Here is a 22,349-nt window from a genome sequence, read left to right as displayed (position 1 = left end):
CCGCGTTTCCCGGGGGCGTCCTCTTCCGACATCACGCTCCGTACGGGACGCTGCTGAGGGACGGCGGCGTAGCGTGACAATCCCGGAAACCACCAGGAGGCAACAAGTGGTCGACGCAGATCAGACCTTCGTCATCGTCGGCGGGGGACTGGCCGGGGCCAAGGCGGCGGAAACACTCCGCACCGAAGGGTTCACCGGCCGCGTGATCCTCATCGGTGACGAGGTCGACCCGCCTTACGAACGCCCGCCCCTGTCCAAGGGCTACCTCCTGGGCAAGGAGCCGCGCGAGCGTGTCTTCGTCCACGAGTCCGCCTGGTACGCGGAGCACGACATCGAGCTCCACCTCGGCCAGCCGGTCACCGCCGTCGACCGTGCCGCCAAGACGGTACGCCTCGGCGACGGCACCACCATCCGCTACGACAAGCTGCTGCTGGCCACCGGTTCCGAGCCGCGCCGCCTCGACGTCCCCGGCACCGACCTCGCCGGCGTCCACCACCTGCGCCGCCTCGCGGGCGCCGACCTGCTCCAGGGAACCCTCGCCGCCCTCGGCCGTGACAACGGCCACCTGGTCATCGCCGGAGCCGGCTGGATCGGCCTGGAGGTCGCCGCCGCCGCGCGCGGATACGGCGCCGAGGTCACCGTCGTCGAAGCGGCCCCCACCCCCCTCCACCAGGTCATCGGCCCCGAGCTCGGCCAGCTCTTCACCGACCTGCACGCCGGGCACGGCGTCCGTTTCCGGTTCGGCACCCGCCTCACGGAGATCGTCGGCCAGGACGGCATGGTGCTGGCCGCCCGCACCGAGGGCGGCGACGAGCACCCCGCCCACGCCGTGCTCGTCGCGGTCGGCGCCGCCCCCTGCACCGCCCTCGCCGAGAACGCCGGCCTCGCCCTGGTCGACCGCGCCCACGGCGGCGGCATCGCCGTCGACGCGTCGCTGCGCACCTCCGACCCGGACATCTTCGCGGCCGGAGACGTGGCCGCCGCCGAGCACCCGCTGCTCCACACCCGGCTGCGCGTCGAACACTGGGCCAACGCCCTCCATGGCGGCCCCGCAGCCGCCCGCGCCATGCTCGGCCGGGACGTCAGCCACGACCGGGTCCCGTACTTCTACTCCGACCAGTACGACCTGGGCATGGAGTACAGCGGCTGGGCACCGCCGGGCACGTACGACCAGGTGGTGCTCCGCGGCGACGTGGGCAAGCGGGAGTTCATCGCCTTCTGGCTGAAGGACCGCCGCGTGCTGGCCGGGATGAACGTGAATGTGTGGGACGTCACATCGGACATCCAAGAGCTCATCCGTTCCGGTGCGCCCGTGGACCCCGAGGCCCTCTCCGACCCCTCCACCCCGCTGACGGCAGTCCTACCCCGCCCGTAGGCCCCGTTCCCCGCCGGACGAGCGCCGAAGCCCCCGTAAGATTTACGCGTGGCAGGCGGCAGGATCAACGATGACGACGTGAAGGCGGTACGGGACGCGGTCCCGATCGACGCCGTCGTGTCCGAGTACCTCCAGCTGCGCAGCGCCGGCGGCGGCAACCTCAAGGGCCTGTGCCCCTTCCACGACGAGAAGTCCCCCTCCTTCCAGGTGAGCCCCAGCAAGGGTCTCTTCCACTGCTTCGGCTGCCAGGAAGGCGGGGACACCATCGCCTTCGTGATGAAGATCGACCACCTCTCCTTCTCGGAGACGGTCGAGCGCCTCGCCGCCAAGGCGGGCATCACCCTGCGGTACGAGGAGGGCGGGTACAACCCCGGCCACCAGCGCGGCGAGCGGATCAGGCTGATCGAGGCCCACAAGGCCGCCGCCCAGTTCTACGTCGAACAACTGGACAGCGCCGAGGCCGAGATCGGGCGGAAGTTCCTCGCCGAACGCGGCTTCGACCAGGCCGCCGCCCAGCACTTCGGCGTCGGCTACAGCCCGGCCGGCTGGGACCACCTCACCCGCTACCTGCGCGGCAAGGGCTTCACCGACAAGGAGCTGCTCCTCTCCGGGCTCGCCCAGGAGAGCCGCCGCAACCCCATCGACCGCTTCCGCGGCCGCCTGATGTGGCCCATCCGGGACGTCGGCGGCGACGTCGTCGGCTTCGGCGCGCGCAAGCTCCGCGACGACGACAACGGCCCCAAGTACCTCAATACGCCCGAAACGCCGATCTACAAGAAGTCCCAGGTGCTGTACGGCATCGACCTGGCCAAGAAGGACATCGCCAAGTCCAGCCGGGCCGTCGTCGTCGAGGGCTACACCGACGTCATGGCCTGCCACCTCGCCGGCGTCACCACCGCCATCGCCACCTGCGGCACCGCCTTCGGCGGCGACCACATCAAGATCCTCCGCCGGCTGCTGATGGACAACGGCTCGGCCCGCGTCATCTTCACCTTCGACGGTGACGCCGCCGGGCAGAAGGCCGCGCTGCGGGCCTTCGAGGACGACCAGAAGTTCGCCGCCGAGACGTACATCGCCATCGCCCCGGACGGCATGGACCCGTGCGACCTGCGCCTCGCCAAGGGCGACGACGCGGTCGCCGACCTCGTCGAGCCCCGCACCCCGCTCTTCGAGTTCGCACTGCGCCAGATCGTGAACCGGTACGACCTGGAAACGCCGGCCGGCCGCGCCGCCGCCCTCGACGAGGCCGCGCCGATCGTCGCCCGCATCAAGAACATCGCCTCGCAGCACGAGGTCGCCGTGCAGCTCGCGGGGATGCTCGGCATCCTCGACACCCAGTTCGTGGTCAAGCGCGTCGCCCAGTTCGCCCGCTGGGCCAGGGACCGCGGCGGCCGGGGTCCCGCGCCCGCCGCCACCCGCCCAGCGCCCGCCGCGCACACGATGCGGGCCCCCACCGCTCCCTCGGGGCCCGCACTGAACCTGCGCAGCCCGGCCCACCGCACCGAGCGGGAGCTGCTGAAGCTGGCGCTCCAGTACCCGGCCCTCGTCTCGCCCGCCTTCGACGCGTACGGCGCCGACGAGTTCACCGCCCCTCCGTACGCCGCGGTCCGCCAGACCATCGCGGACGCGGGCGGCGCCGAACAGGGCATCAGCGACACCGCCGAATACCTGGCGCGAGTCCGGGACGCCGCACCCGACGACACGGTCCGCGCGCTGGTCACGGAGCTGGCCGTGGAGGTCATCCACGGGCGCACCGTCGATGAGACCTACGCGGGCGACCAGCTCGTCCAGGTCCGCCTCCGTGCGGTCGACCGCCGCATCCGCGACGTCCAGGGCTCGCTCGCCCGCCTCGGCGCCCACGGCGACCCGGAGCAGTTCGCGGCCGTCCAGAACGAGCTGTGGGTCCTGGAGCAGTACGCCCGCTCCCTCCGCAACCACGGCGCAGCCGCCCTGTAACCCCGCGGCCCCTCCGGCCGGGGCCGCCCCCTGCCACCGCCGCGCCCCCACCCACGGGCCGCCCCCTGCCGTCACCGCGCCCCGTCACCGATCGGTCGCAAAAAGTGGTCGCACGCCCCTACTGGCGGTGATGTGTCGTACCCCACACTGGGTGGCGGTGCCTGAGTCCTCGGAGCGCGGCCGGTCCACCGACGGTGGGCCTCTCACCCCCGCGGATCCGCTCATCGAGTACGGGACGGAGAACAGCGGCACGGCCGCCGCCGTCCCGCTGCCGCACGCCCCCGAACCGGCAGCGATCACCCTGGAGGTCGCCCTCGTGCAGACCCAGACCCTGACCGACATCGACCCGGCCACGGCCACGGCCATCGCCGTCCCCGTACAGGGCATTCCACCGCACCACCCGGAGACCCTGTCCGACGCCGTACCGGATCCGGACGACCCCGACCAGGTGCCTCCTAGCCGGAGCCGTGCCGCCGCCGAAGCGTCCGGCAGCGGTCCGTCCTCCGACCTCTTCCGCCAGTACCTCCGCGAAATCGGCCGCATACCGCTCCTGACCGCCGCCGAGGAGGTCGAACTGGCCCGCCGCGTCGAGGCCGGCCTGTTCGCCGAGGAGAAGCTCGCGAACACCCCCGACCTGGACTCCCAGCTGGCCCTGGACCTCGACCGGCTGGTCGTCATGGGCCGGATGGCCAAGCGCCGCCTCATCGAGGCGAACCTGCGTCTCGTCGTCTCCGTCGCCAAGCGGTACGTCGGCCGCGGCCTGACCATGCTCGACCTCGTCCAGGAGGGCAACCTGGGTCTGATCAGGGCGGTCGAGAAGTTCGACTACGCGCGCGGCTACAAGTTCTCCACCTACGCCACCTGGTGGATCCGCCAGGCCATGTCCCGGGCCCTCGCCGACCAGGCCCGCACCATCCGCGTCCCGGTCCACGTCGTCGAGCTGATCAACCGGGTCGTCCGGGTCCAGCGGCGGATGCTCCAGGAACGCGGCTGTGAACCCACCCACGACGAGGTCGCCGCCCACCTCGACCTGGCGCCCGAGCGGGTCGGCGAGGTGCTGCGCCTCGCGCAGGAGCCGGTCTCCCTGCACGCGCCGGTCGGCGAGGAGGACGACGTCGCGCTCGGCGACCTCATAGAGGACGGCGACGCCGCGTCCCCCGTCGAGTCGGCGGCGTTCCTCCTGCTGCGCGAGCACCTGGAGGCCGTCCTGTCCACGCTCGGGGAACGCGAACGCAAGGTGGTCCAGCTCCGTTACGGCCTGGTCGACGGCCGCCCCCGCACCCTGGAGGAGATCGGACGGATCTTCGGCGTGACGCGCGAACGCATCCGCCAGATCGAGTCCAAGACCCTCAACAAGCTGCGGGACCACGCCTTCGCGGATCAGTTGCGCGGCTACCTGGACTGATCGGCCCCGCCCTGCCGCCGCCGGGCGCGCGCGTCCGTCGCGGCGCCCAGCGCCACGCCGACACCCATGCCCAGGGCGATGCCCACGGCCAGGTTGCCGCTCAACTGGCCCATGCAGATGCCGATGCCGGCGCCGGTCGGAATCCACAGCGCCATACCCGCCGCCGCCGCGCGCCCCTTCCCGCCCTTGCCGTCGTCCGTCACGTGTGGTCCCCCGTCAGTCGACCTCCGCCACGGCCTGCGCGAACTGCGCCGCGTACAGGCGGGCGTAGGCCCCCTCCGCCGCCAGCAGCTCCTCGTGCGAGCCCTGTTCGACGATCGCCCCGTTCTCCATCACCAAGATCACATCCGCGTCCCGGATCGTCGACAGCCGGTGCGCGATGACGAAGCTCGTCCGCCCGTGCGCCAGCCGCGCCATCGCCTTCTGGATGAGCACCTCGGTCCGGGTGTCGACGGAACTCGTCGCCTCGTCCAGCACGAGGACGACCGGGTCCGACAGGAACGCCCGCGCGATGGTGATCAGCTGTTTCTCGCCCGCGCTGACGCCCGCGCCCTCGTCGTCGATGACGGTGTCGTACCCGTCAGGCAGGGTACGGATGAACCGGTCGGCGTGCGCGGCTCGCGCCGCCTCCTCGATCTCCGCCCGCGAGACGTCACGTGAGGCGCCGTACGCGATGTTGTCGGCGATCGTGCCGCCGAACAGCCAGGTGTCCTGGAGCACCATGCCGATCCGGGACCGCAGCTCGTCCCGCGTCAGCTCCGTCACGTCGACCCCGTCCAGCAGGATCCGGCCGCCGGTCACCTCGTAGAACCGCATCAGCAGATTGACAAGAGTGGTCTTGCCCGCGCCCGTCGGCCCGACGATCGCGACCGTCTGCCCGGGCTCCACCGACAGGGACAGGTTCTCGATGAGCGGCCGGTCCGGGTCGTACCGGAACGACACCTTCTCCAGGGCCACCCGTCCCGTGAACTCGCCGGGCCGCTCGGCGGAGCCGGGGATGTCCGGCTCCTGCTCCTCCGCGTCCAGCAGCTCGAAGATCCGCTCCGCCGACGCGACCCCCGACTGCACCAAGTTCGCCATCGACGCCACCTGCGTCAGCGGCATCGAGAACTGCCGCGAGTACTGGATGAAGGCCTGCACGTCGCCGATGGACAGCGTCCCCGACGCGACCCGCAGCCCGCCCACCACCGCCACCAGCACATAGTTCAGGTTCGAGATGAAGAACATCAGCGGCTGCATGATCCCGCTGTTGAACTGGGCCTTGAACCCGGCCTCGTACAGCGCCTCGTTCTGCTCCCGGAAGTCGGCCGCCGCCTCGTGCTGACGCCCGAACACCTTCACCAGCGCGTGACCGCTGTACATCTCCTCGACATGGGCGTTCAGCCGGCCCGTCGACTTCCACTGCTGCACGAAGTGGGGCTGCGACCGCTTGCCGACCCTCGTGGCGACGACCACCGACAGCGGCACGGTCACCAGCGCGACCAGCGCCAGCAGCGGGGAGATCCAGAACATCATCACCAGCACGCCGACGATGGTCAGCGCCGAGTTGATCAGCTGCCCCATCGTCTGCTGCATGGTCTGCGAGATGTTGTCGATGTCGTTCGTCGCCCGGCTCAGCACCTCACCGCGCTTGGCCCGGTCGAAGTACGACAGCGGCAGCCGCTCCAGCTTGGCCTGCACGTCCTCCCGCAGCCGGTACACGGTCCGGTTGATCACCCGGATCGACATACGCGTCGACACCAGCATCAGCAGCCCGGCCGCCATGTACACCACGAGAACGACCAGGAGTACGCCGCCCACGGCACCGAAGTCGATGCCCTGCCCCGGGCGGAAGTCCACCCCCGACAGCATGTCCGCGAGCCCGTCGTCCCCGTCGGCCCGCAGCCCCGCCAGGGTCTGCTCCTTGGTGGGCCCCTCCGGCGTCTCCCGCCCGACCACTCCCGCGAAGATCAGGTCGGTCGCCCGGCCGAGGATCATCGGACCGACCACCGACAGTGCCACGCTCAGCACACCGGCCGCCAGCATCACCCACAGCGTGGCCTTCTCCGGCCTCAGCTGCCGCAGCAGCCGCCGGCCCGACCCCTTGAAGTCCATCGACCGCTGGTCGGGCCCCCCGGTCGCCGCCATCATCCGTCCCGCCGGCCCCGCCATCAGGCAGCCTCCGCCTCGGTCAGCTGGGAGAGCACGATCTCCCGGTACGTCTCATTGCCCGCCATCAGCTCGTGATGGCGCCCCGTCCCCACGACCCGGCCCTCGTCGAGGACCACGATCCGGTCGGCGTCCCGGATCGTCGACACCCGCTGCGCGACGATCACCACCGTCGCCTCGGCGGTCTCGGCCGCCAGCGCCGTACGCAGCAACGCGTCCGTCGTGTAGTCCAGCGCCGAGAAGGAGTCGTCGAACAGGTAGATCTCCGGCCGCTGCACCAGCGTCCGCGCGATCGCCAGGCGCTGCCGCTGCCCGCCCGACACATTCGTGCCGCCCTGCGAGATCGGCGCGTCCAGGCCGCCGTCCAGCTCCCGTACGAAGTCGGCCGCCTGGGCCACCTCCAGCGCGTGCCACAGCTCCTCGTCACTCGCGGCGGGGTTGCCGTACCGCAGGTTCGTCGCGACCGTCCCGGAGAACAGATACGGCTTCTGCGGCACCAGACCGACCGTCCGCGCCGTCACCACCGGGTCCAGCTCGCGCACGTCCACGCCGTCGACCAGCACCTCGCCGCCGGTGACGTCGAACAGCCGCGGCACCAGGCCCAGCAGCGTCGACTTGCCGCTGCCGGTCGAACCGATGATCGCCGTCGTCTCACCGGGCCGGGCCACCAGGTCGACCCCGCGCAGCACCGGCTCCTCCGCGCCCGGATAGCGGAAGTCCGCCCCCCGTACCTCCAGATGCCCGCGCCTGCGCAGCTCCCGCACCGGAGCCACCGGCGGGATGACGCTCGACTCCGTACGCAGCACCTCCTCGATGCGCTCGGCGCACACCTCGGCGCGCGGCACCATCATGAACATGAACGTGGCCATCATCACGGCCATCACGATCTGCATCAGGTAGGCCAGGAACGCCGTCAGCGCGCCGATCTCCATCCCGCCGCCGTCGATGCGGTGCGCACCGAACCAGACCACGGCGACGCTGGAGATGTTCACGACCGTCATCACCGTCGGGAACATCAGCGCCATCAGACGGCCGGTCGACATCGACACGTCGGTCAGATCGGCGTTGGCGCGCTCGAACCGCTCCCGCTCGTAGGCGTCCTTCACGAAGGCCCGGATCACCCGGTTGCCGGTGATCTGCTCGCGCAGCACCCGGTTCACCGTGTCCAGCCGCTCCTGCATCGTCCGGAACAGCGGCCGCATCTTCCTCACGATCAGCGAGACGGCGACGCCCAGCACCGGAACCACCGCGAGCAGCACACCCGACAGCGGCACGTCCTGCCCGAGCGCCATGACGATGCCGCCCACACACATGATCGGCGCGGACACCATCAGGGTGAACGCCATCAGCACCAGCATCTGCACCTGCTGGACGTCATTGGTCGTCCGCGTGATCAGCGACGGCGCCCCGAAGTGCCCGACCTCCCGCGCCGAGAACGACTGCACCCGGTCGAAGACCGCCGCCCGCACGTCCCGCCCGAGCGCCGCCGCGGTGCGCGCCCCGTAGTAGACCGCGCCGATGTTGCAGAAGACCTGCACCACCGAGACGGCGATCATCACTGCGCCGAACGTGAGGATGTAACCGGCGTCCCCCCGCACGACACCGTTGTCGATGATGTCCGCATTGAGCGTGGGCAGATAGAGGGTGGCGCACGTCTGCAACAGCTGAAGCGCGACCAACAGGGCTATGGGCCGCTTGTACGGCTCCAGATGGATCCGGAGAAGTTGTCTGAGCACGGTTCAACTATCGCCGGACGCGCCTCCCCTGACGACTCGGTTTTCCGGTCCTTTGCCCCGCCGACCGCTACGAGGAGAAGGCTCCGGGGTGAATCTGCTCGCGGGTCGCGCCGTACTGCTGGCGCACCGCCTGCCCCACCGCGAGCTCCTCGCCCGGCTCGAAGACCTGGGCAGCGGCACCCTGCCAGGCCGGCGGCGTCTGCGGCGACAGCACGCCCTGAGAGACCCCCAGCGCCCACGCCGCCTGCCGCGCCGCACCCAGCGCCGCGTAATCGGCCGGCTGGGGTACGACCACCTGCGCCCCGAAGATCGCCGGCGCCGCCGCCTGCACCGCGGGCAGCTCGGCCGCCGCCCCCAGCAGGAACACCCGGCGCACCTCCACACCCCGTCCGCGCAGCACGTCCATCGCGTCCGCCAGCGAGCACAGCATGCCCTCGAACGCCGCCCGCGCCAGGTGCTCGGGCTTCATCGACTCGCGCCGCAGCCCGCTGAGCGTCCCGGCCGTGTGCGGCAGGTGCGGCGTGCGCTCACCCTCCAGGTACGGCAGCAGGACGAGCCCCGAGGCGCCCGGCGTCGACTTCAGCGCCAGCGCCGACAGCTCCTCCAGCCCGCCGCCCAGGCCCAGCATCTCCGCGGTCCCGCGCAGCGCCCGTACCGCGTTCGACGTGTGCACGACCGGCAGGTGCATCCCCGCCGCGTCCGCGAACGCCGTGATCATCCCGCGTGGATCGGCCAGCGCCTCGTGGTGCACCGCCATGACCGACCCGGACGCGCCCAGCGACACGACGGCGTCACCGGTCCCGAGCCCCAGCCCGAGCGCCGCCGCCATGGTCTCGCCGGTCCCGGCCGAGATCAGCAGCCCCTCCGGGGTCATCCCGGCGGCCTCCGCGGGCCCCAGCACCTCCGGCAGCGCGGCCTGGTGGCCCAGCGCCAGCTCCACCAGATCCGGCCGGTACGAACCGGTCCCGGCCGACCAGTACCCGGTGCCCGACGCGGCGCCGCGGTCCGTCGTCCTCCGCACCGGCCGGCCCAGCAGCTGCCACACCAGCCAGTCGTGCGGCTGGAGCACCATCGCCACGCGCGCCGCCGCCTCCGGCTCCGTACGCGCCAGCCACCGCAGCTTCGCCACCGGCTGCGCCGACTGCGGTACGCAGCCCACGGCCTCCGCCCACGCCTGACGCCCCCCGAACGCCTCGACCAGGTCAGCGGCCGCCACCTGGGCGCGCTTGTCGTTGCCGACCAGCGCGGGCCGCACCAGCGCGCCCTGCCGGTCCAGCGGCACCAGCCCGTGCTGCTGCGCGGAGACCCCGATGGCCTGGACACCTTCGAGCAGCCCGCCCGACGCGGCCTCGCCCAGCGACAGCAGCCACGCCTGCGGGTCGACCTCGGTGGCCTTCGGCTCGACGGGGTGCGGCGCGTAGCCCTGCCGCAGCACCGCACCCGTTTCCGTGTCACAGACGACGATGCGCGTGAAACCCGACGAACTGTCCAACCCGGCGACTATCCCCATGGGGATAGATTCTGCCGCACCCTAGGTGTTACTGGTTCCCCACTCGTCCTGGCCGTTCCCCTGGCTGCGCTCCTTCAGCGAGCGCACCCGCTCGGCGACCGACTCGGGCATCCGGTCGCCGACCTTGTCGCTCACCGTGTGCAGCGCCTTCCCGGCCACCTCCCGCCCGGTCTGCGCGGCCGATTCGGCGGCGTTCCGCACGGCCGGATTGTGCGAGAACTCGCGTGCGCTCTTGCGCAGCTGTTCGTAGCGCTCGCGCCCGGCACGGGTGCCGAGGACGTAACCGAGGGCCAGTCCAACGACGAACGTGAGCTTGTACCGCATGGCTGCCACCCTTCCGTAGGCGTCGGTGCTGGCCGCCTACCCCTCAGGGCCGGAGATCACCCAGGAGAACCGATTGGCGGAGCACCCCCCTGCTTGCGCTAATGTATGTGTCGCAGCGAGCGAGCGCCGCCCGGGACGCCCCAGGTAGGTACGTTCGGTGCAACGCAGCAATCCCCTGTAGCTCAATTGGCAGAGCAGCCGGCTGTTAACCGGCAGGTTACTGGTTCGAGTCCAGTCGGGGGAGCGCGATCCCCTGTAGCTCAATTGGCAGAGCATTCGGCTGTTAACCGGAGGGTTGCTGGTTCGAGTCCAGCCGGGGGAGCGATGACGGGAGAGGGCCCTTCGGGACCCTCTCCCGACTTTTTTGCCCCGGTTCGCCCCCGGTGGGAACCATCCCGGGCGCAGAGCAGTCCTCATGGTCGTGCGTTGCCGACCATCCGGAGCAGGAGATCGTATGAGCGGCTATGCTGCGGCAGACGGCGCGCACAAATGTGCGCGACGCGCCGTAAGGGGCGGTAGCTCAGCCGGTTAGAGCAGCGGACTCATAATCCGTCGGCCGTGGGTTCGAGTCCCACCCGCCCCACCATGCGGTGGTCATGCAGAAACGTTTCTATCTGCGTAGACGTGAGAACGGGGGCCGCCGCTCCAGAGCGGCGGCCCCCGTTCGTCCGTTCAGACCAAGATCCTGTTGGACCCTAAAGGGGCCCGGAAGGCGCCGGACGGGTCCCTGAGGGGTCTACGCGGCCTCCTCAGACCGCCTTCGGCCCCCCGTACTGGCTTGATCACGGCCAGGGACGCGTTCTCCCGGCCGGCGGCGGCCGTCTCGATCTTGCCGAGTGCGCGGTCGTCGTGCCGTGCCTCCGCGCTGATGGTCCAGACACCGTCGGGGTTTCGCGTGCCGTCGGCGTGCAACGGCCATTCCGTCGCTGAAGGGCTTCTGGGGAAGGGTGAGCGGACGGAGCACGTTCCTTCTTCCCAGCGGCGCGAAACCATGCTTGGTGGGCGGCGTCATGGGTCTGGGTCAGTTACGTCCCTGGCACTGCCCGCCACACCCGATTCGGCGTTCGTCGACAGGTGCATTCGTGATCCGCAGGCCCTACGGAAGCGGGGCGTGCCCAGAAGCGGTGACAGGGGTGCCGGCACCACAAGACGGAAGGCGAAGTCACCGACCGTCGGACGGGCCGGGTCCTCGAAAGAACCGTGAGCCCGTGACCATGCGACAACGGCCGGTGCCAAGGGCCGGTCCGGGGCCGCCACCGTATGCCGTCCATCGGCTGCCGGGCCGTCCGCACCTGCGGGCGGCCCGGCTTGATGCCCCTCGGCAGCAGCGGCTCCAGCCGGACCCGCTGGCGGTCAGTGAGACCCCCCGTCACACGAGACCTGAGCATCAGCTGGCAAGAGCCACTGACTCCAACAGACCCGCGGGGGTGTCGAAGCCACCTTGCGGCTCAGTTCAACAGCGTGACGACCGTCTGGGCCAGCGTGGTCAGCGACGCACTTCCTGCACTTGCAAGGGCGAAGATTTCGAGCCGGTTCCGCAGTACCTGTCGCCGGGTGTCCTCGAGTGTCCCAGACCTCTCGATCTCCTGCTGCGCGGCGGCGAGTTCGGCCTCGAGGCCGGCGTGACCCGGTTGTTCACGTGTATGGCCAGTGCGTTCGACGGCGGTCAGCTCGGCGCGCAATTCCCTGAGTGGTTGGAGTAGTGGGTGCTCTGACACGCCGACATTGATGTTGGCGTTCGCACCCGTGCTGAGCACCCCGCCATTAACGGAATTTCCGACGATGATGGAGTGTCCCGGCGCCTCTACGGGGTTCCGGGCGATGTTCGACGAGCCGCTGTCATCGCCGGGGTGAGAAGGGTGTGGATCGTTCGTTGCCGGTGGGCACATGACGGGCTCCGGTTGTGTAGTGGATGTTCGTGCGTGCTCCGGTGGCGGCGACACCGCCGCTCATCGCGCCGATGTAGATCGCGCCCCGATGGACGTTCACGGTCTGCTGTTCGAACTCGTTGGTGTCGTAGCCTTTGGATCGCAGGGCCTGGAGTACGCCGTTTGTGATGCGGTCCTGCACGGTTTTCACGTACCGGCTGATGTCCATCTCCTGGAAGAGCGTCACCTGTTCCGTGGCCGCCAGTTCCCGGATCGACACCTGGGGTCCGCCCGGCCTGGCGCGGGTCGGGCGACGCAGCCACGTCCGGGTGACGACGAGGGCCATCCGCAGCAGTGCGAAGACGGCGGCGGTGGAGGCCGCGGGGCTGGAGATCAGTGCCAGCACGGTGTTGCGCAGCAGCAGCCGGTCGTGGTCGGAGGCCGTGTCGGCAGCCGTGGCGAAGGTCTCCCGCACCGGTGCCAGGACGTGCGGGGCAACTTCGAGCACCAGCATTCCGCCCTGCGTGTGCACGCGTACCAGCACGCTGACCACTAGCTGCCCGTCCCAGGCAGTGATCCGCACTCGCAGAAAGTGCCGGCGTCCCTCACCGTCGTCGTCCACGGCTGCGCGCAGGCACTCCCTCAGCCGGCCGGTCTCGTACGGCATGTCCTGGCGCCGCTCGTGCACCGGCAGACAGATGCATTCGTCGACCTTCAAATGCTGGAGTCGGTCTCGGGTGGTGGCCGGGCCGGCAAGCCGAAGCGATGCCACCTGCGGCCGGATCAGGTCGAGGACGTCGCGGTTGCTGAGGCCTCCGGGCAGCGGCTGCCCGTCGATGCGGTCCGTCGTTGCCCGGTCCTTGGGCCGGAGCTCCAGAGCGAACGACCAGGCGTCATAGGTGACTCCGAAGCCGATCAGCGGGCGTTCCGGGGTGCAGGCGGAGAGAGGTGAGAACTGTTCCCGTTCGATGGCCGCGCCGATCCGCCGGTAGCGGCGGGTGTTCGGCAGCTCCAGCGGAGGGCGCACGGAGAACTGCTCCCGACTCAGCTCCTGCCGCATCAGTACGACTGTCCGCAGCCGGTGTGCCCACACCGGCACTGCCAGCAGCAGGGGAAAGGCCACCGCGTGCCAGACCGGCATGTCCGTCAGGGCCCACTGCGCGAGGGCTTGGCCGCCCGAGACGAGCCCACCCAGCAGGAACAGGACCCCCAGCAGGAGGGTCGTCACCGGCACCTTCGGTGCCTCGGCGTCCCGGCCTGGTGCGACTCCCGCGACGATCTGCCGGCATACGAGACGCAGCCCCCACAACAGCACCCACAGCGCGGCGAAGACTGCCGCTTCCCGTCCGCCCACCGCCGCGAAGACCGCCCACGCCACGAGCACAGCCAGGCCGGTCCCTGCCTCCCAGCGGCGGGCGCGCAGCGCATGCGCCAGGACGGGTAGGACATCACAGCCGAGTGACACGGCCACCGGCCGCTCCTCGTGCTCGACCAGCTCCTCGATGATCCGGTGCCGGAATCGGGGATCGACGTACGCCCCGACGCACAGAAGCCGTGTTGCCTCCTGACCCATCGGCTCAGGCGCGCCCTCGCCCATGCCCGCCCCCTTGCCTCCTCGGGGCTTCACGAGTTGTCGGCCGACGACTCGTACTCCACCGTCGTCGCCTTCCCGTCGGCCGGCCCCACCGTGCAGATCACCTGCCGGAAACCGTTCTTCCAGCTCAGGTCGCCGGCAACAAAGCCGGCCATGGAAGTGTCGTCACCGAGCGGCCACGCCGCGCCGAAGCGGTTGTCGCACAGGTCACCGGCGTTGTCGGCTGCCTTGTCGTCCGTCATGCCCGGCGGGGCCTCAACGAACCCCACCACTTGATCGGTGTGCGACTCGGAGCACGACGACACCAGCAGTGTCTGGACGTCCTTCTCCTTGTACATGAAGCAATCCCCCACCGCCATCTGCTGCAAGTTGAGGTCGATTCCGTGATCGCGAAAGCGGCCCACCTCGCCATTGAAGGGAATGTGCCGGGAGACGACCAGACACGCCGCCCGCCGACCCGCCGCCACGAAGCCCTCTGCCGTCGGCACCACTGCGTAGGGCCCGGCGTCAGGCAGTCGCCCGACCACCTCATCGGCCTGCCGTGCGCACTGCCGGGAGGCGTCGGCGCGTGCCGCCCCTTCGTCGGGGAAGTCCATCATCGCGACCACCTGGGCGTTGTTCTCGTCGCCGCAGTCGACGACGCCGAGGTTCGGCACGGATTCCAGTGGGCGCCCTGCCCAGATTGCCCGGACGCAGTCACCTGTGACGAGCGGTGTGGTGAGCCCGACCGACTGTCCGTACGGGAAGACCGCCGTGGCACTTGGGGACGCGGATGGCGCTGCACTCGCGGGCCGGCCAGTCTTCCCCTGCCCACCACTGCCCCAGGTCAACGCCAGCGTCGCGGCGGCCACTGCCAGTACCACAGCCACTGCCACCGCCACGAAACGCCGCGGTACCTTGGTGGGCAGCAGGGGCCACCTCGGTCTGTCGGGGGGTGGCACCGGCGGGTCGACACCGGCCCCGGCCGCACCGCTCACCCGCTCCAGAGCCGCCCGCACCCGGTCGGCGGAGGGCCGTTCGCCGGGCTCCCGGGCCAGCATTTCCAGGATCATTCCTGCCAACTCGCCGGCGTGCTCGGGACGTTCGGGTGGCGTGGGCGGGGCATTGCCCTCGGATGCCGCGTACAGCGTCGCCCCGAGCGAGAAGAGGTCAGCGGCCGGAGTGGCGGCCCGGTTCGGCTGCCGCACCTGCTCGGGAGCGAGGAACCCGACTGCCTCGCCCGTGGGCGGGCCACCGCCGAACCCGTATCCGGTCAGCAGTACCCGCTCAGGCTTCTCGCCGTCCGGCACCAGCAGGACCGCGGACGGCGAAACCCGGCCGTGCGACACGCCCAGGAAGTGCCCCGCGCTGAGTGCATCGACGAGAGCCAGCCCGATCCTGGCCAGCTCCTCAACCGGGACCTGTCCTCCCGCCCGCACCCGGGAGGCCAGATCGGCAGCATCCGGATGGTATGCGCAGACCACCCAGGGGTTTCCCTCGTGCTCGACGACATCATGCAGGTCGACCACATGAGCGTGGAAGCGCAACTGCCTCACATGCTCGGCTCGCTCCCGCGCCTGCCGTAATCGTGCTGCCTCGTCCTTGTGCGCGCCGGGTGCCGGCGGCAGCTCCGTGAGCATGACCTCGGTCCCCAGGTCCTCGTCCTGCGCGAGCCACTGCGCTCCGCCCGACGGGCCTCGTCCCGCCCGCCGGAGCAGCCGGTACCGCCCACCGACCAACTGCCGCTCACTCATTCCGGCCCCTTACCCCTGTCCTGAAGCACCCGCCCGCCAGGCGCCAACTGGCCTGTTCTGTCTCCCTGTTGGCAGCTGCAAGCGACGGTACACCGCACGACGTGCACGAGTCGGCCAACCATGACGATGCGAAGAGGGGCAGGGCCCATCTCGTCGGTGAGGCACTCCGCTGCGCTCCTGTTCGATGCGGCTCCCGCGCTCACCGGTGATCAGAGCCGCCGTCTCCAGGTGATCGGCGCAGCGGCTCTCGGCGTGCGGGATCGATGCGACGCGGTATTCGCCGTACACGAGTCAACCCTGGTCGGTGCCCCATGAACGAAGGGGTGTCGGGTTGGGTGAGGGTCGCGCAGGGGTGTTGTGCTACTGGATTTCTATTAACCCCAACGGGTGGTGTGAATTCAGATTGTCGATGGCGGCGCACAAGAATGACCAACCTCCCCGCCGTTGGAGGTTCCGTGTCCCGCTCCACCTCAACCCCGTCGAACATGACCACCCTGGGGTGTGCCCTGTTCGCGACCCGCTGGCTCCAAGCGCCCCTGTACTTCGGGCTGGTGGCGGCGCAGGGCGTGTACGTCTACAAGTTCTTCAACGAGTTGTGGCACCTCATCCACCACGTCATCAGCGGTCAGGCGGACGAGACGCACGTCATGCTCGCCGTCCTCAAGCTCGTCGATGTGGTGATGATCGCCAATCTGCTGATCATGGTGATCGTCGGGGGGTACGAGACCTTCGTCTCGCGGATCGGTCTGCAGGGGCACCGTGATCAGCCCGAGTGGTTGTCGCACGTCAACTCCAACGTGCTGAAGGTCAAGCTGGCCACCGCCATCGTGGGGATCTCCTCGGTGCACCTGCTCCAGATGTTCGTCGACGTGCACCACACGCCCCGGCACGACCTGCTCTGGGGGACGGTCATCCATATGGCGTTCATCGCCTCGGCGGCGATCCTCGCGTACATGTCCGGGCCCATGGCCGCGCACGAGGCGAAGGCGCACCCCCTGAAGGAGGTGTCCCAGGCGGTGGTCGTCCCCGCCCAGCGGGACGAGGAGCAGGAGGCGGGGGAGGAGCCGGGGGCCGGGGCGGAGGAGCGGATCGAGGCCGCGGGGTTTCCCGCCCGGAAGGTGCTGGAGTTGTTCGACGACGGGCACCTGCGGGCGCCCGAGCCGCGGGTGATCGCCCGGCTGGGCAAGGTCGACTTCGTCGAGCGGAAGGCGAACGTGGTGCTGCTGGGCGGCCCGGGCACCGGCAAGACCCATCTGGCCATCGCCCTGGGCGTACGGGCGTGTCAGGCCGGCCACCAGGTGCTGTTCGCCACCGCCGCCGAATGGGGTGCCCGGCTCGCGGACGCCAAGGCCGCGGGGCGGCTGCGCAAGGAGCTGGCCCGGCTGGACGCGTACCCGGTGCTGATCGTGGACGAGGTCGGCTACGTGCCCTTCGACCACGAGGTGGCGCACCTCTTCTTCCAGCTCGTCTCGCACCGCTACGAGCGGGGATCGCTGATCGTCACCGGCAACCGGCCGCTCGGCCGCTGGGACGAGGTGTTCGGCGACAGCGCGATGGCCTCCGCGACGGTGGACCGCCTGGCCCACCACGCGGAGGTCATCACCCTCGACGCCGACAGTTACCGCACGCGCCGTCTGGCCCCGAGCCTCACTCGATGACGAGCTGGACCGGGATGTTGCCGCGCGTGGCCTTGGAGTAGGGGCAGTACGCGTGGGTCTTCTCCAGCAGGTCGCGGCCCGGCTCGCCCTGGAGGTGGTCCGGCAGCTCGACGCGCATCACCACCGCGAGGCCGAAGCCCCCGTCCGTGTCCTTGCCGATGCTGACCTCGGCGGTGACGGAGGCGTCCTTGACGTCGATCTTCTCCTGGCGGCCTATCGCGCCCATGGCGCTCGCGAAGCACGCCGCGTACCCGGCGGCGAAGAGCTGCTCGGGGTTGGTGCCCTGGCCGTTGCCGCCCAGGGCCTGCGGGAAGCCGAGGGGGAGGTCGATCTGGCCGTCGGAGCTGACGGCACGGCCTTCGCGGCCGTTGGCGGTGGCGACAGCGGTGTAGAGCGCGTCCATGAGGGGCTGTCCTCTCGTGGGAGGGAGGTGGGTGGATCGGTCCCTCATGTATAGCGCGCAATTCGATTGTGCACAACTTAATAGTGTCCTCGTGCTCTGGCGTACCCTGGCTCCATGGACACGCTCGGCACAGTGCGGGACGAGGACTTCCTCCGCCTCGACCACCAGATCTGCTTCTCGCTGCACGCCGCCACACGCGCCTTCAACAGCGTCTACCGCACCGCGCTCAAGGACCTCGGCCTCACCTACCCCCAGTACCTGGTGATGCTGGTCCTCTGGGAACACGGCGAACTGCCCGTCAAGCGGATCGGCGAACACCTGCGGCTGGACTCCGGCACCCTGTCGCCGCTGCTCAAGCGGCTGGAGGCCGCCGGGTACATCGAGCGGCGGCGCAGCGCCGAGGACGAGCGGTCCGTCACCGCCCGCCCCACCCCCGCCGGCACCGAGCTGCGCGAGCGGGCCCTCGGCGTACCGCGCCGGATCGCCACCGCGACCGGGATGCCGCTGGAGGAAGTCCGAGCCCTGCGCGCCCGCCTCAACGAGCTGACCGCCGCCCTCGACGCCGCCGAGGCCGGAGCCCTGGCCGAGGACCGCGTCACCGAGGGGTGACGGCGGGGCGATATTCGGTTGGCCCGGTCGAACCGCGGATCTACGGTTCCCCCATGATCACCGCGCTCCGTCAGGAAAGACTCCGTCTGGAGAAGATCACCCCCGCGAACATCGACACCGCGATCGGGGTGCGGGTCCACCCCGACCAGGAGCACCGGGTCGCACCGGTGGTGCGGTCACTCGCCGAGGCGTACGTACACCCCGGCACGGCCTGGCCCCGCCTGATCGTCGACGGTGACCGGCCGGTGGGCTTCCTCATGGCCTACTTCGACATCGACTTCTCCGGTGACGGTGACGGTGACGGTGACGGCGAGGACGGGGGCGGCCGTGACCTCCGCTCGGGCCTTTGGCGCCTGAACATCGCGGCCGGGGAGCAGGGCCGCGGATACGGCCGCTTCGCGGTCGAGTGCGTGGCGGCCGAGATCCGCCGTCGCGGCGGCACGCGCATGACCACCAGCTGGGTCCCGGGCCGGAACGGGCCGGAGGACTTCTACCTCAGGCTCGGCTTCCGGCCGACGGGAGAGACCAGCGGGGACCAGCGGGTGGGCGAACTGCTCCTGGTCTGACAGCACCCGGCCCCGGGCCGGAGTGCTCGCTCCCGTCCTTCAGCCAAGGACGGCCAGGGCCTCCTCCGCTTCCGCGGGCAGCTGCCGTACCCGCCCCGGGACGCGAGGGGCCGTGCAGGGCCGCCCCGCTGGGGCCCCGAGCCCCGGCCCCGGCCGGCTCCCGGCTCGTGCGGCGATTGCGGGGCCCTGTCAGACGATGCCCCGGATCACTCCCAGTTCCAGCAGGTCCTGGGGGCGCAGGCGGAGTTGTTCGGCGGTGTGGGGGGCCTGGTCCGGGGGGCGTTTCAGGATGGCCGCCGCCAGTTCCGGGGCGATCACCGAGAAGTAACTGTCCGGCGTGGCCCAGGTGTTGCCCGGCGCCGCCAGGGCCAGCGCGCCGCCCGACCCGCCCTCGCCGATCAAGAGGGTCGTGAGGGGGACGCGGGCGCCGGCGACGGCCGTGAACGCCTCCGCGATCGCCGCGCCCGCGCCCGCCCGCTCCGCCTCCGCGTCGTTCGCGGCGCCCGGGGTGTCGACGAGCGTCAGCACCGGGATGCCGAGCCGGTCCGCGAGCCGGATCACCCGGGCGGCCGTGCGGTAACCGGCCGGGCGGGTCGCCGTGCCGCACTGCGCCACGTACGCCACCGACCGCCCGTCGGCGCGGAGTCCTATGCCGCCCCGCAGCCCCGGGTCCGTACCGCCGCAGCGGTCGCCGACGAGGGGCAGCCGCGTCGTGAAGTACGCGTCCAGGTACGCCTCGGCGCGGGGGCGGGCGGGGTCGCGGGCGTGGCGGACCGCCTCCCAGCCGCTGGCGGGGAGCGGCGTGTCCGAGACGGCGGAGGGCGGCGGGGCCTGCGCGGCGGGGCTCGTCAGCGCCGTGAGCCAGCGCGTGACCGTACCGCGCAGCTCCTCCGGGCGTACGACGGCGTCGACGTGCCCCGCCGCCAGCTGGCCCTCGGCCGTGTAGGCGGCCGGGTCGGCGTCCGGCGGGCGCACCCGGGATCCGGCGAACCCGATCTGCGCCTCCGGCAGTGCCAGGATCACATCGGCGCCCGCCCCGACCGTCGCCCAGCCGCCACCGGTCGCCGGGTCGCGCAGTACGGCGATGTGGGGCACGCCCGCCTCGCGGAGCCGCACCGTCGCGCGGGCCACCCGCTGGAGCTGGGTGAGCGCGACCATGCCCTCCTGCATCCGGCTGCCGCCCGTCGCGACGAGGGAGAGCAGCGGGATGCCTTCCTCGCGGGCCCGCCGGTACGCGTCCTCCAGCCGGTCACCGGCCCGCTCGCCCAGGGAGCCGCCGAGGAAGCCGAACTCGAAGGCGAGCGTGACGCAGGGGTGACCGCCGATGCTCGCCGTGCCGTAGACGACGGACTCGGCCTCGCCCGTCCGGTCGGCGGCACGCGCGCGTGAAGCGCCGTAGCCCTCCCAGGACAGCGGCCCGTCGGGCGCGCAGGAACGCGGGGGCGGCGTGTGTTCCGTGAAGGAGTCGGTGACGAGTGCGATGACCTCGCGGGCGGAGCTGCGGTCAGCCATGGAGCGCCCGCTTCATGATCTTGCCCATGTCGTTGCGGGGCAGGACGTCGAGGTAGCGGACGGTCCGGGGGCGCTTGTGCGGGGCGAGTTGCGCCGCCACGTGGTCCGCGAGTTCGTCCGCCGGGGGTGGGCCGGCCGGGTCGCTGGGAACGACCCAGGCGACGATCCGCTCGCCGAGGTCGGGGTCCGGTTCGCCGGTCACGGCGGCCTCCCGTACCCCCGGGTGGTCGAGGAGGGCGTTCTCGATCTCGCCCGCGCCGATCTTGTAGCCGCCGCTCTTGATCAGGTCGGTCGCCTTGCGTCCCACGATCCGTACCGACCCGTCCGCGTCCCGGACCGCCACGTCGCCGGTGCGGAACCAGTCGCCGTCGAAGGCGGCGGCCGTGGCGTCCGGCCGGTTCAGATAGCCGGTGAACAGGTGGGGCCCGCGTACCTGGATCTCGCCGACCGTCTCCCCGTCGTACGCGGTGATCTCCGTACCGTCCTCCTCCACCAGGCGCAGGTCGACGCCGGGCAGGGGCACCCCGACGGAACCGGTGCGCGGCTCGACGTCGTCCGCCCGGACGCTGGTGTTCATCAGGGTCTCGGTCATCCCGTACCGCTCGATCACCCGCCGCCCCGTCAGCGCGGCGATCCGCTCGTGGTCGTGGACGGGCAGTGCCGCCGATCCGGAGACCAGCAGCCGCGCGCCCGCCAGGGCCTTCGCCAACTGCGGGTCGCCGTCCAGGGCTTCGGCGAGGCGGTGGTACATCGTCGGCACGCCGAACAGCATCGTCCCACCGCCCGCCAGCTCGCGCGCCACACCACCGGTGGTGAACCTGCCCAGGTGGCGCACCGATCCGCCGCGCCGCAGCGGGCCGAGCACGCCCAGGATCAGGCCGTGGACGTGGAAGAGGGGCAGGGCGTGCACGAGGACGTCGTCGGACGTCCACGTCCAGGCGTCCTCCAGGGCGTCGAGCGTCGCGGCGATCGCGCGGCGGGGCAGGACCGCGCCCTTGGGCGGGCCGGTGGTGCCGGAGGTGTAGACGATGAGGGCGGGGGCCTCGGCGTCCTCCGGCTCCGGCGGGGGCGGCGCGTCGCCGTGCGGGATGACGTCGACCCGGGTCAGCTCCGCCAGTGGCTCGGGAAGTTCGTCGCCGGGGGCCGCCAGTACCATCGCGGGCCTGCTGTCGGTGATGATGTGCGTCAGCTCCCGCTCGCCCGTCTTCGGATTGAGCGGTACGGCCGGTACGCCGGCGAGCAGCGCGGCGACCACCGCGACGGCGGTCTCCAGCGTGGGCGTGGCCCAGACCGCGACGCGTTCGGCCCCGTCCAGCCGGGCGGCCAACGAGCCTGCGGCGGCGCGCAGTTCGCCGTAGGTCAGCGAACGGTCCCCGAATCGCAGTGCGGACCGTCCGGATCCGGCCTCCAGGGCCGGAAAGAGCGAACTCACTCGTCGTCCTCCTCGCAAGGCTGCACAGGGCTGTTCATCTGCGGTCACAGGCCTCACCATTCTCCCCACCGACGCCCAAGGGGAAGCGATGCCACGTGTGCTGTTCGCCGCAGTTCTGGTGCTGCTCGTGCCGGGTACGGCCCGGACTCCACCCCCCGTCCAGGAAGGTCAACGAGACGCTCTCCGGCCGCTTCGCCGCGTACGTGGACGACGTCCGGCGGCGGACCGGGGCCACCAGGGTGGACGTCGTCAGCCACTCCTTCGGCAGCCTTGTCACGACACCCAGTGGTCCACGGTGGCGCCACCTCCGCCGTGCTTGACGTACCAGCGCGCCACAACGAGCTCCTCGGCGACGAGGGCGTCTCGGCCGGAGTCCGCGCGTTCCTGCGCCAAGCGCGGGCCGGAGGGCGGGCGGGCGCCTAGGTCGTGTCTTTCGGATCTTGCCGGGCTCGCGAGCCCTGGCACGCGCATCTGCTGCGTTGTCGTCGGTCGCCAATGCTCCGCAGTGGCTCGCTCCTCC

17 protein-coding genes and 3 tRNA genes are annotated in these 22,349 nt (G+C 71.1%); 9 read left to right on the top strand and 11 right to left on the bottom strand.

Annotation, left to right across the window (positions count from 1 at the left end; translation table 11 throughout):
• The first annotated feature begins 106 nt into the window (after positions 1-106).
• From ABT360_RS29170 to ABT360_RS29160, 3 genes are all read left to right on the top strand, one after another.
• On the top strand, positions 107-1,375 hold the full coding sequence (locus ABT360_RS29170; RefSeq protein WP_351822884.1) for an NAD(P)/FAD-dependent oxidoreductase: 1,269 nt from the start codon (positions 107-109) through the stop codon (positions 1,373-1,375).
• 48 nt (positions 1,376-1,423) lie between these two features.
• Positions 1,424-3,331 (top strand): DNA primase, encoded by a 1,908-nt coding sequence (gene dnaG, locus ABT360_RS29165; protein WP_351822881.1) that lies wholly within the window; start codon positions 1,424-1,426, stop codon positions 3,329-3,331.
• A gap of 157 nt (positions 3,332-3,488) precedes the next feature.
• On the top strand, positions 3,489-4,736 hold the full coding sequence (locus ABT360_RS29160) for an RNA polymerase sigma factor (RefSeq protein ID WP_351822878.1): 1,248 nt from the start codon (positions 3,489-3,491) through the stop codon (positions 4,734-4,736).
• Here ABT360_RS29160 and ABT360_RS29155 read toward each other — a convergent pair.
• The 5 genes from ABT360_RS29155 to ABT360_RS29135 all read right to left on the bottom strand — a co-directional run bounded on the left by ABT360_RS29155 (position 4,724) and on the right by ABT360_RS29135 (position 10,454).
• A complete protein-coding gene (locus tag ABT360_RS29155; RefSeq protein WP_351822875.1) occupies positions 4,724-4,939 on the bottom strand; it encodes a hypothetical protein in 216 nt (71 codons plus the stop codon). The two genes, ABT360_RS29160 and ABT360_RS29155, sit on opposite strands and share 13 nt — an antisense overlap.
• 13 nt (positions 4,940-4,952) lie before the next feature.
• Positions 4,953-6,887: an ABC transporter ATP-binding protein gene (locus ABT360_RS29150; protein WP_351822872.1), complete on the bottom strand. Its 1,935-nt coding sequence runs from the start codon at positions 6,885-6,887 to the stop codon at positions 4,953-4,955.
• On the bottom strand, positions 6,887-8,620 hold the full coding sequence (locus tag ABT360_RS29145) for an ABC transporter ATP-binding protein (protein ID WP_351822869.1): 1,734 nt from the start codon (positions 8,618-8,620) through the stop codon (positions 6,887-6,889). The genes ABT360_RS29150 and ABT360_RS29145 overlap by 1 nt, the downstream gene beginning before the upstream one ends.
• 67 nt (positions 8,621-8,687) lie before the next feature.
• A complete protein-coding gene (locus ABT360_RS29140) occupies positions 8,688-10,130 on the bottom strand; it encodes an FGGY family carbohydrate kinase (RefSeq protein ID WP_351822866.1) in 1,443 nt (480 codons plus the stop codon).
• A 21-nt stretch (positions 10,131-10,151) separates the two neighbouring features.
• Positions 10,152-10,454: a YtxH domain-containing protein gene (locus ABT360_RS29135; protein ID WP_351822863.1), complete on the bottom strand. Its 303-nt coding sequence runs from the start codon at positions 10,452-10,454 to the stop codon at positions 10,152-10,154.
• A 171-nt stretch (positions 10,455-10,625) separates the two neighbouring features.
• On the opposite strand from ABT360_RS29135, the gene ABT360_RS29130 reads away from it, so the two are divergent.
• From ABT360_RS29130 to ABT360_RS29120, 3 genes are all read left to right on the top strand, one after another.
• Positions 10,626-10,698, top strand: a tRNA-Asn gene (locus ABT360_RS29130).
• 5 nt (positions 10,699-10,703) lie between these two features.
• Positions 10,704-10,776, top strand: a tRNA-Asn gene (locus ABT360_RS29125).
• 187 nt (positions 10,777-10,963) lie between these two features.
• A tRNA-Ile gene (locus ABT360_RS29120) sits at positions 10,964-11,040 on the top strand.
• An 862-nt stretch (positions 11,041-11,902) separates the two neighbouring features.
• Here ABT360_RS29120 and ABT360_RS29115 read toward each other — a convergent pair.
• The 3 genes from ABT360_RS29115 to ABT360_RS29105 all read right to left on the bottom strand — a co-directional run bounded on the left by ABT360_RS29115 (position 11,903) and on the right by ABT360_RS29105 (position 15,535).
• Complete coding sequence (locus ABT360_RS29115) at positions 11,903-12,211, bottom strand: hypothetical protein (RefSeq protein ID WP_351822860.1); 309 nt, start codon at positions 12,209-12,211, stop codon at positions 11,903-11,905.
• An 82-nt stretch (positions 12,212-12,293) separates the two neighbouring features.
• Positions 12,294-13,919 (bottom strand): hypothetical protein, encoded by a 1,626-nt coding sequence (locus tag ABT360_RS29110; protein ID WP_351822857.1) that lies wholly within the window; start codon positions 13,917-13,919, stop codon positions 12,294-12,296.
• 26 nt (positions 13,920-13,945) lie between these two features.
• Positions 13,946-15,535 (bottom strand): septum formation family protein, encoded by a 1,590-nt coding sequence (locus ABT360_RS29105; RefSeq protein ID WP_351822854.1) that lies wholly within the window; start codon positions 15,533-15,535, stop codon positions 13,946-13,948.
• Positions 15,536-16,134: 599 nt separating this feature from the next.
• On the opposite strand from ABT360_RS29105, the gene istB reads away from it, so the two are divergent.
• Positions 16,135-17,307, top strand: coding sequence for an IS21-like element helper ATPase IstB (gene istB / locus ABT360_RS29100; protein ID WP_351822851.1), 1,173 nt, complete (start codon positions 16,135-16,137; stop codon positions 17,305-17,307).
• Here the strand turns inward: istB and ABT360_RS29095 are convergent.
• Positions 17,297-17,710, bottom strand: a complete 414-nt coding sequence (locus ABT360_RS29095; RefSeq protein ID WP_126888491.1) for an organic hydroperoxide resistance protein — start codon at positions 17,708-17,710, stop codon at positions 17,297-17,299. The two genes, istB and ABT360_RS29095, sit on opposite strands and share 11 nt — an antisense overlap.
• A gap of 114 nt (positions 17,711-17,824) precedes the next feature.
• Between ABT360_RS29095 and ABT360_RS29090 the strand changes: the two genes are divergently transcribed.
• Both ABT360_RS29090 and ABT360_RS29085 read left to right on the top strand, forming a co-directional pair.
• Positions 17,825-18,319 (top strand): MarR family winged helix-turn-helix transcriptional regulator, encoded by a 495-nt coding sequence (locus tag ABT360_RS29090; RefSeq protein WP_351822848.1) that lies wholly within the window; start codon positions 17,825-17,827, stop codon positions 18,317-18,319.
• A 53-nt stretch (positions 18,320-18,372) separates the two neighbouring features.
• Entirely contained in the window at positions 18,373-18,885 is a 513-nt protein-coding gene (locus ABT360_RS29085; protein ID WP_351822845.1) for a GNAT family N-acetyltransferase, read from the top strand.
• 189 nt (positions 18,886-19,074) lie between these two features.
• Here ABT360_RS29085 and ABT360_RS29080 read toward each other — a convergent pair whose 3' ends face one another.
• Together ABT360_RS29080 and ABT360_RS29075 are read right to left on the bottom strand one after the other, a co-directional pair.
• Positions 19,075-20,397, bottom strand: coding sequence for a carboxyl transferase domain-containing protein (locus tag ABT360_RS29080; RefSeq protein WP_351822842.1), 1,323 nt, complete (start codon positions 20,395-20,397; stop codon positions 19,075-19,077).
• Complete coding sequence (locus ABT360_RS29075) at positions 20,390-21,829, bottom strand: acyl-CoA synthetase (RefSeq protein WP_351822839.1); 1,440 nt, start codon at positions 21,827-21,829, stop codon at positions 20,390-20,392. The genes ABT360_RS29080 and ABT360_RS29075 overlap by 8 nt, the downstream gene beginning before the upstream one ends.
• Positions 21,830-22,349 lie beyond the last annotated feature (520 nt).

The organism is Streptomyces sp. NPDC000229 (genome assembly GCF_040300825.1).
In the GTDB taxonomy this organism is placed as follows: domain Bacteria; phylum Actinomycetota; class Actinomycetes; order Streptomycetales; family Streptomycetaceae; genus Streptomyces.
This window is presented reverse-complemented; position numbering and strand designations above follow the sequence as displayed.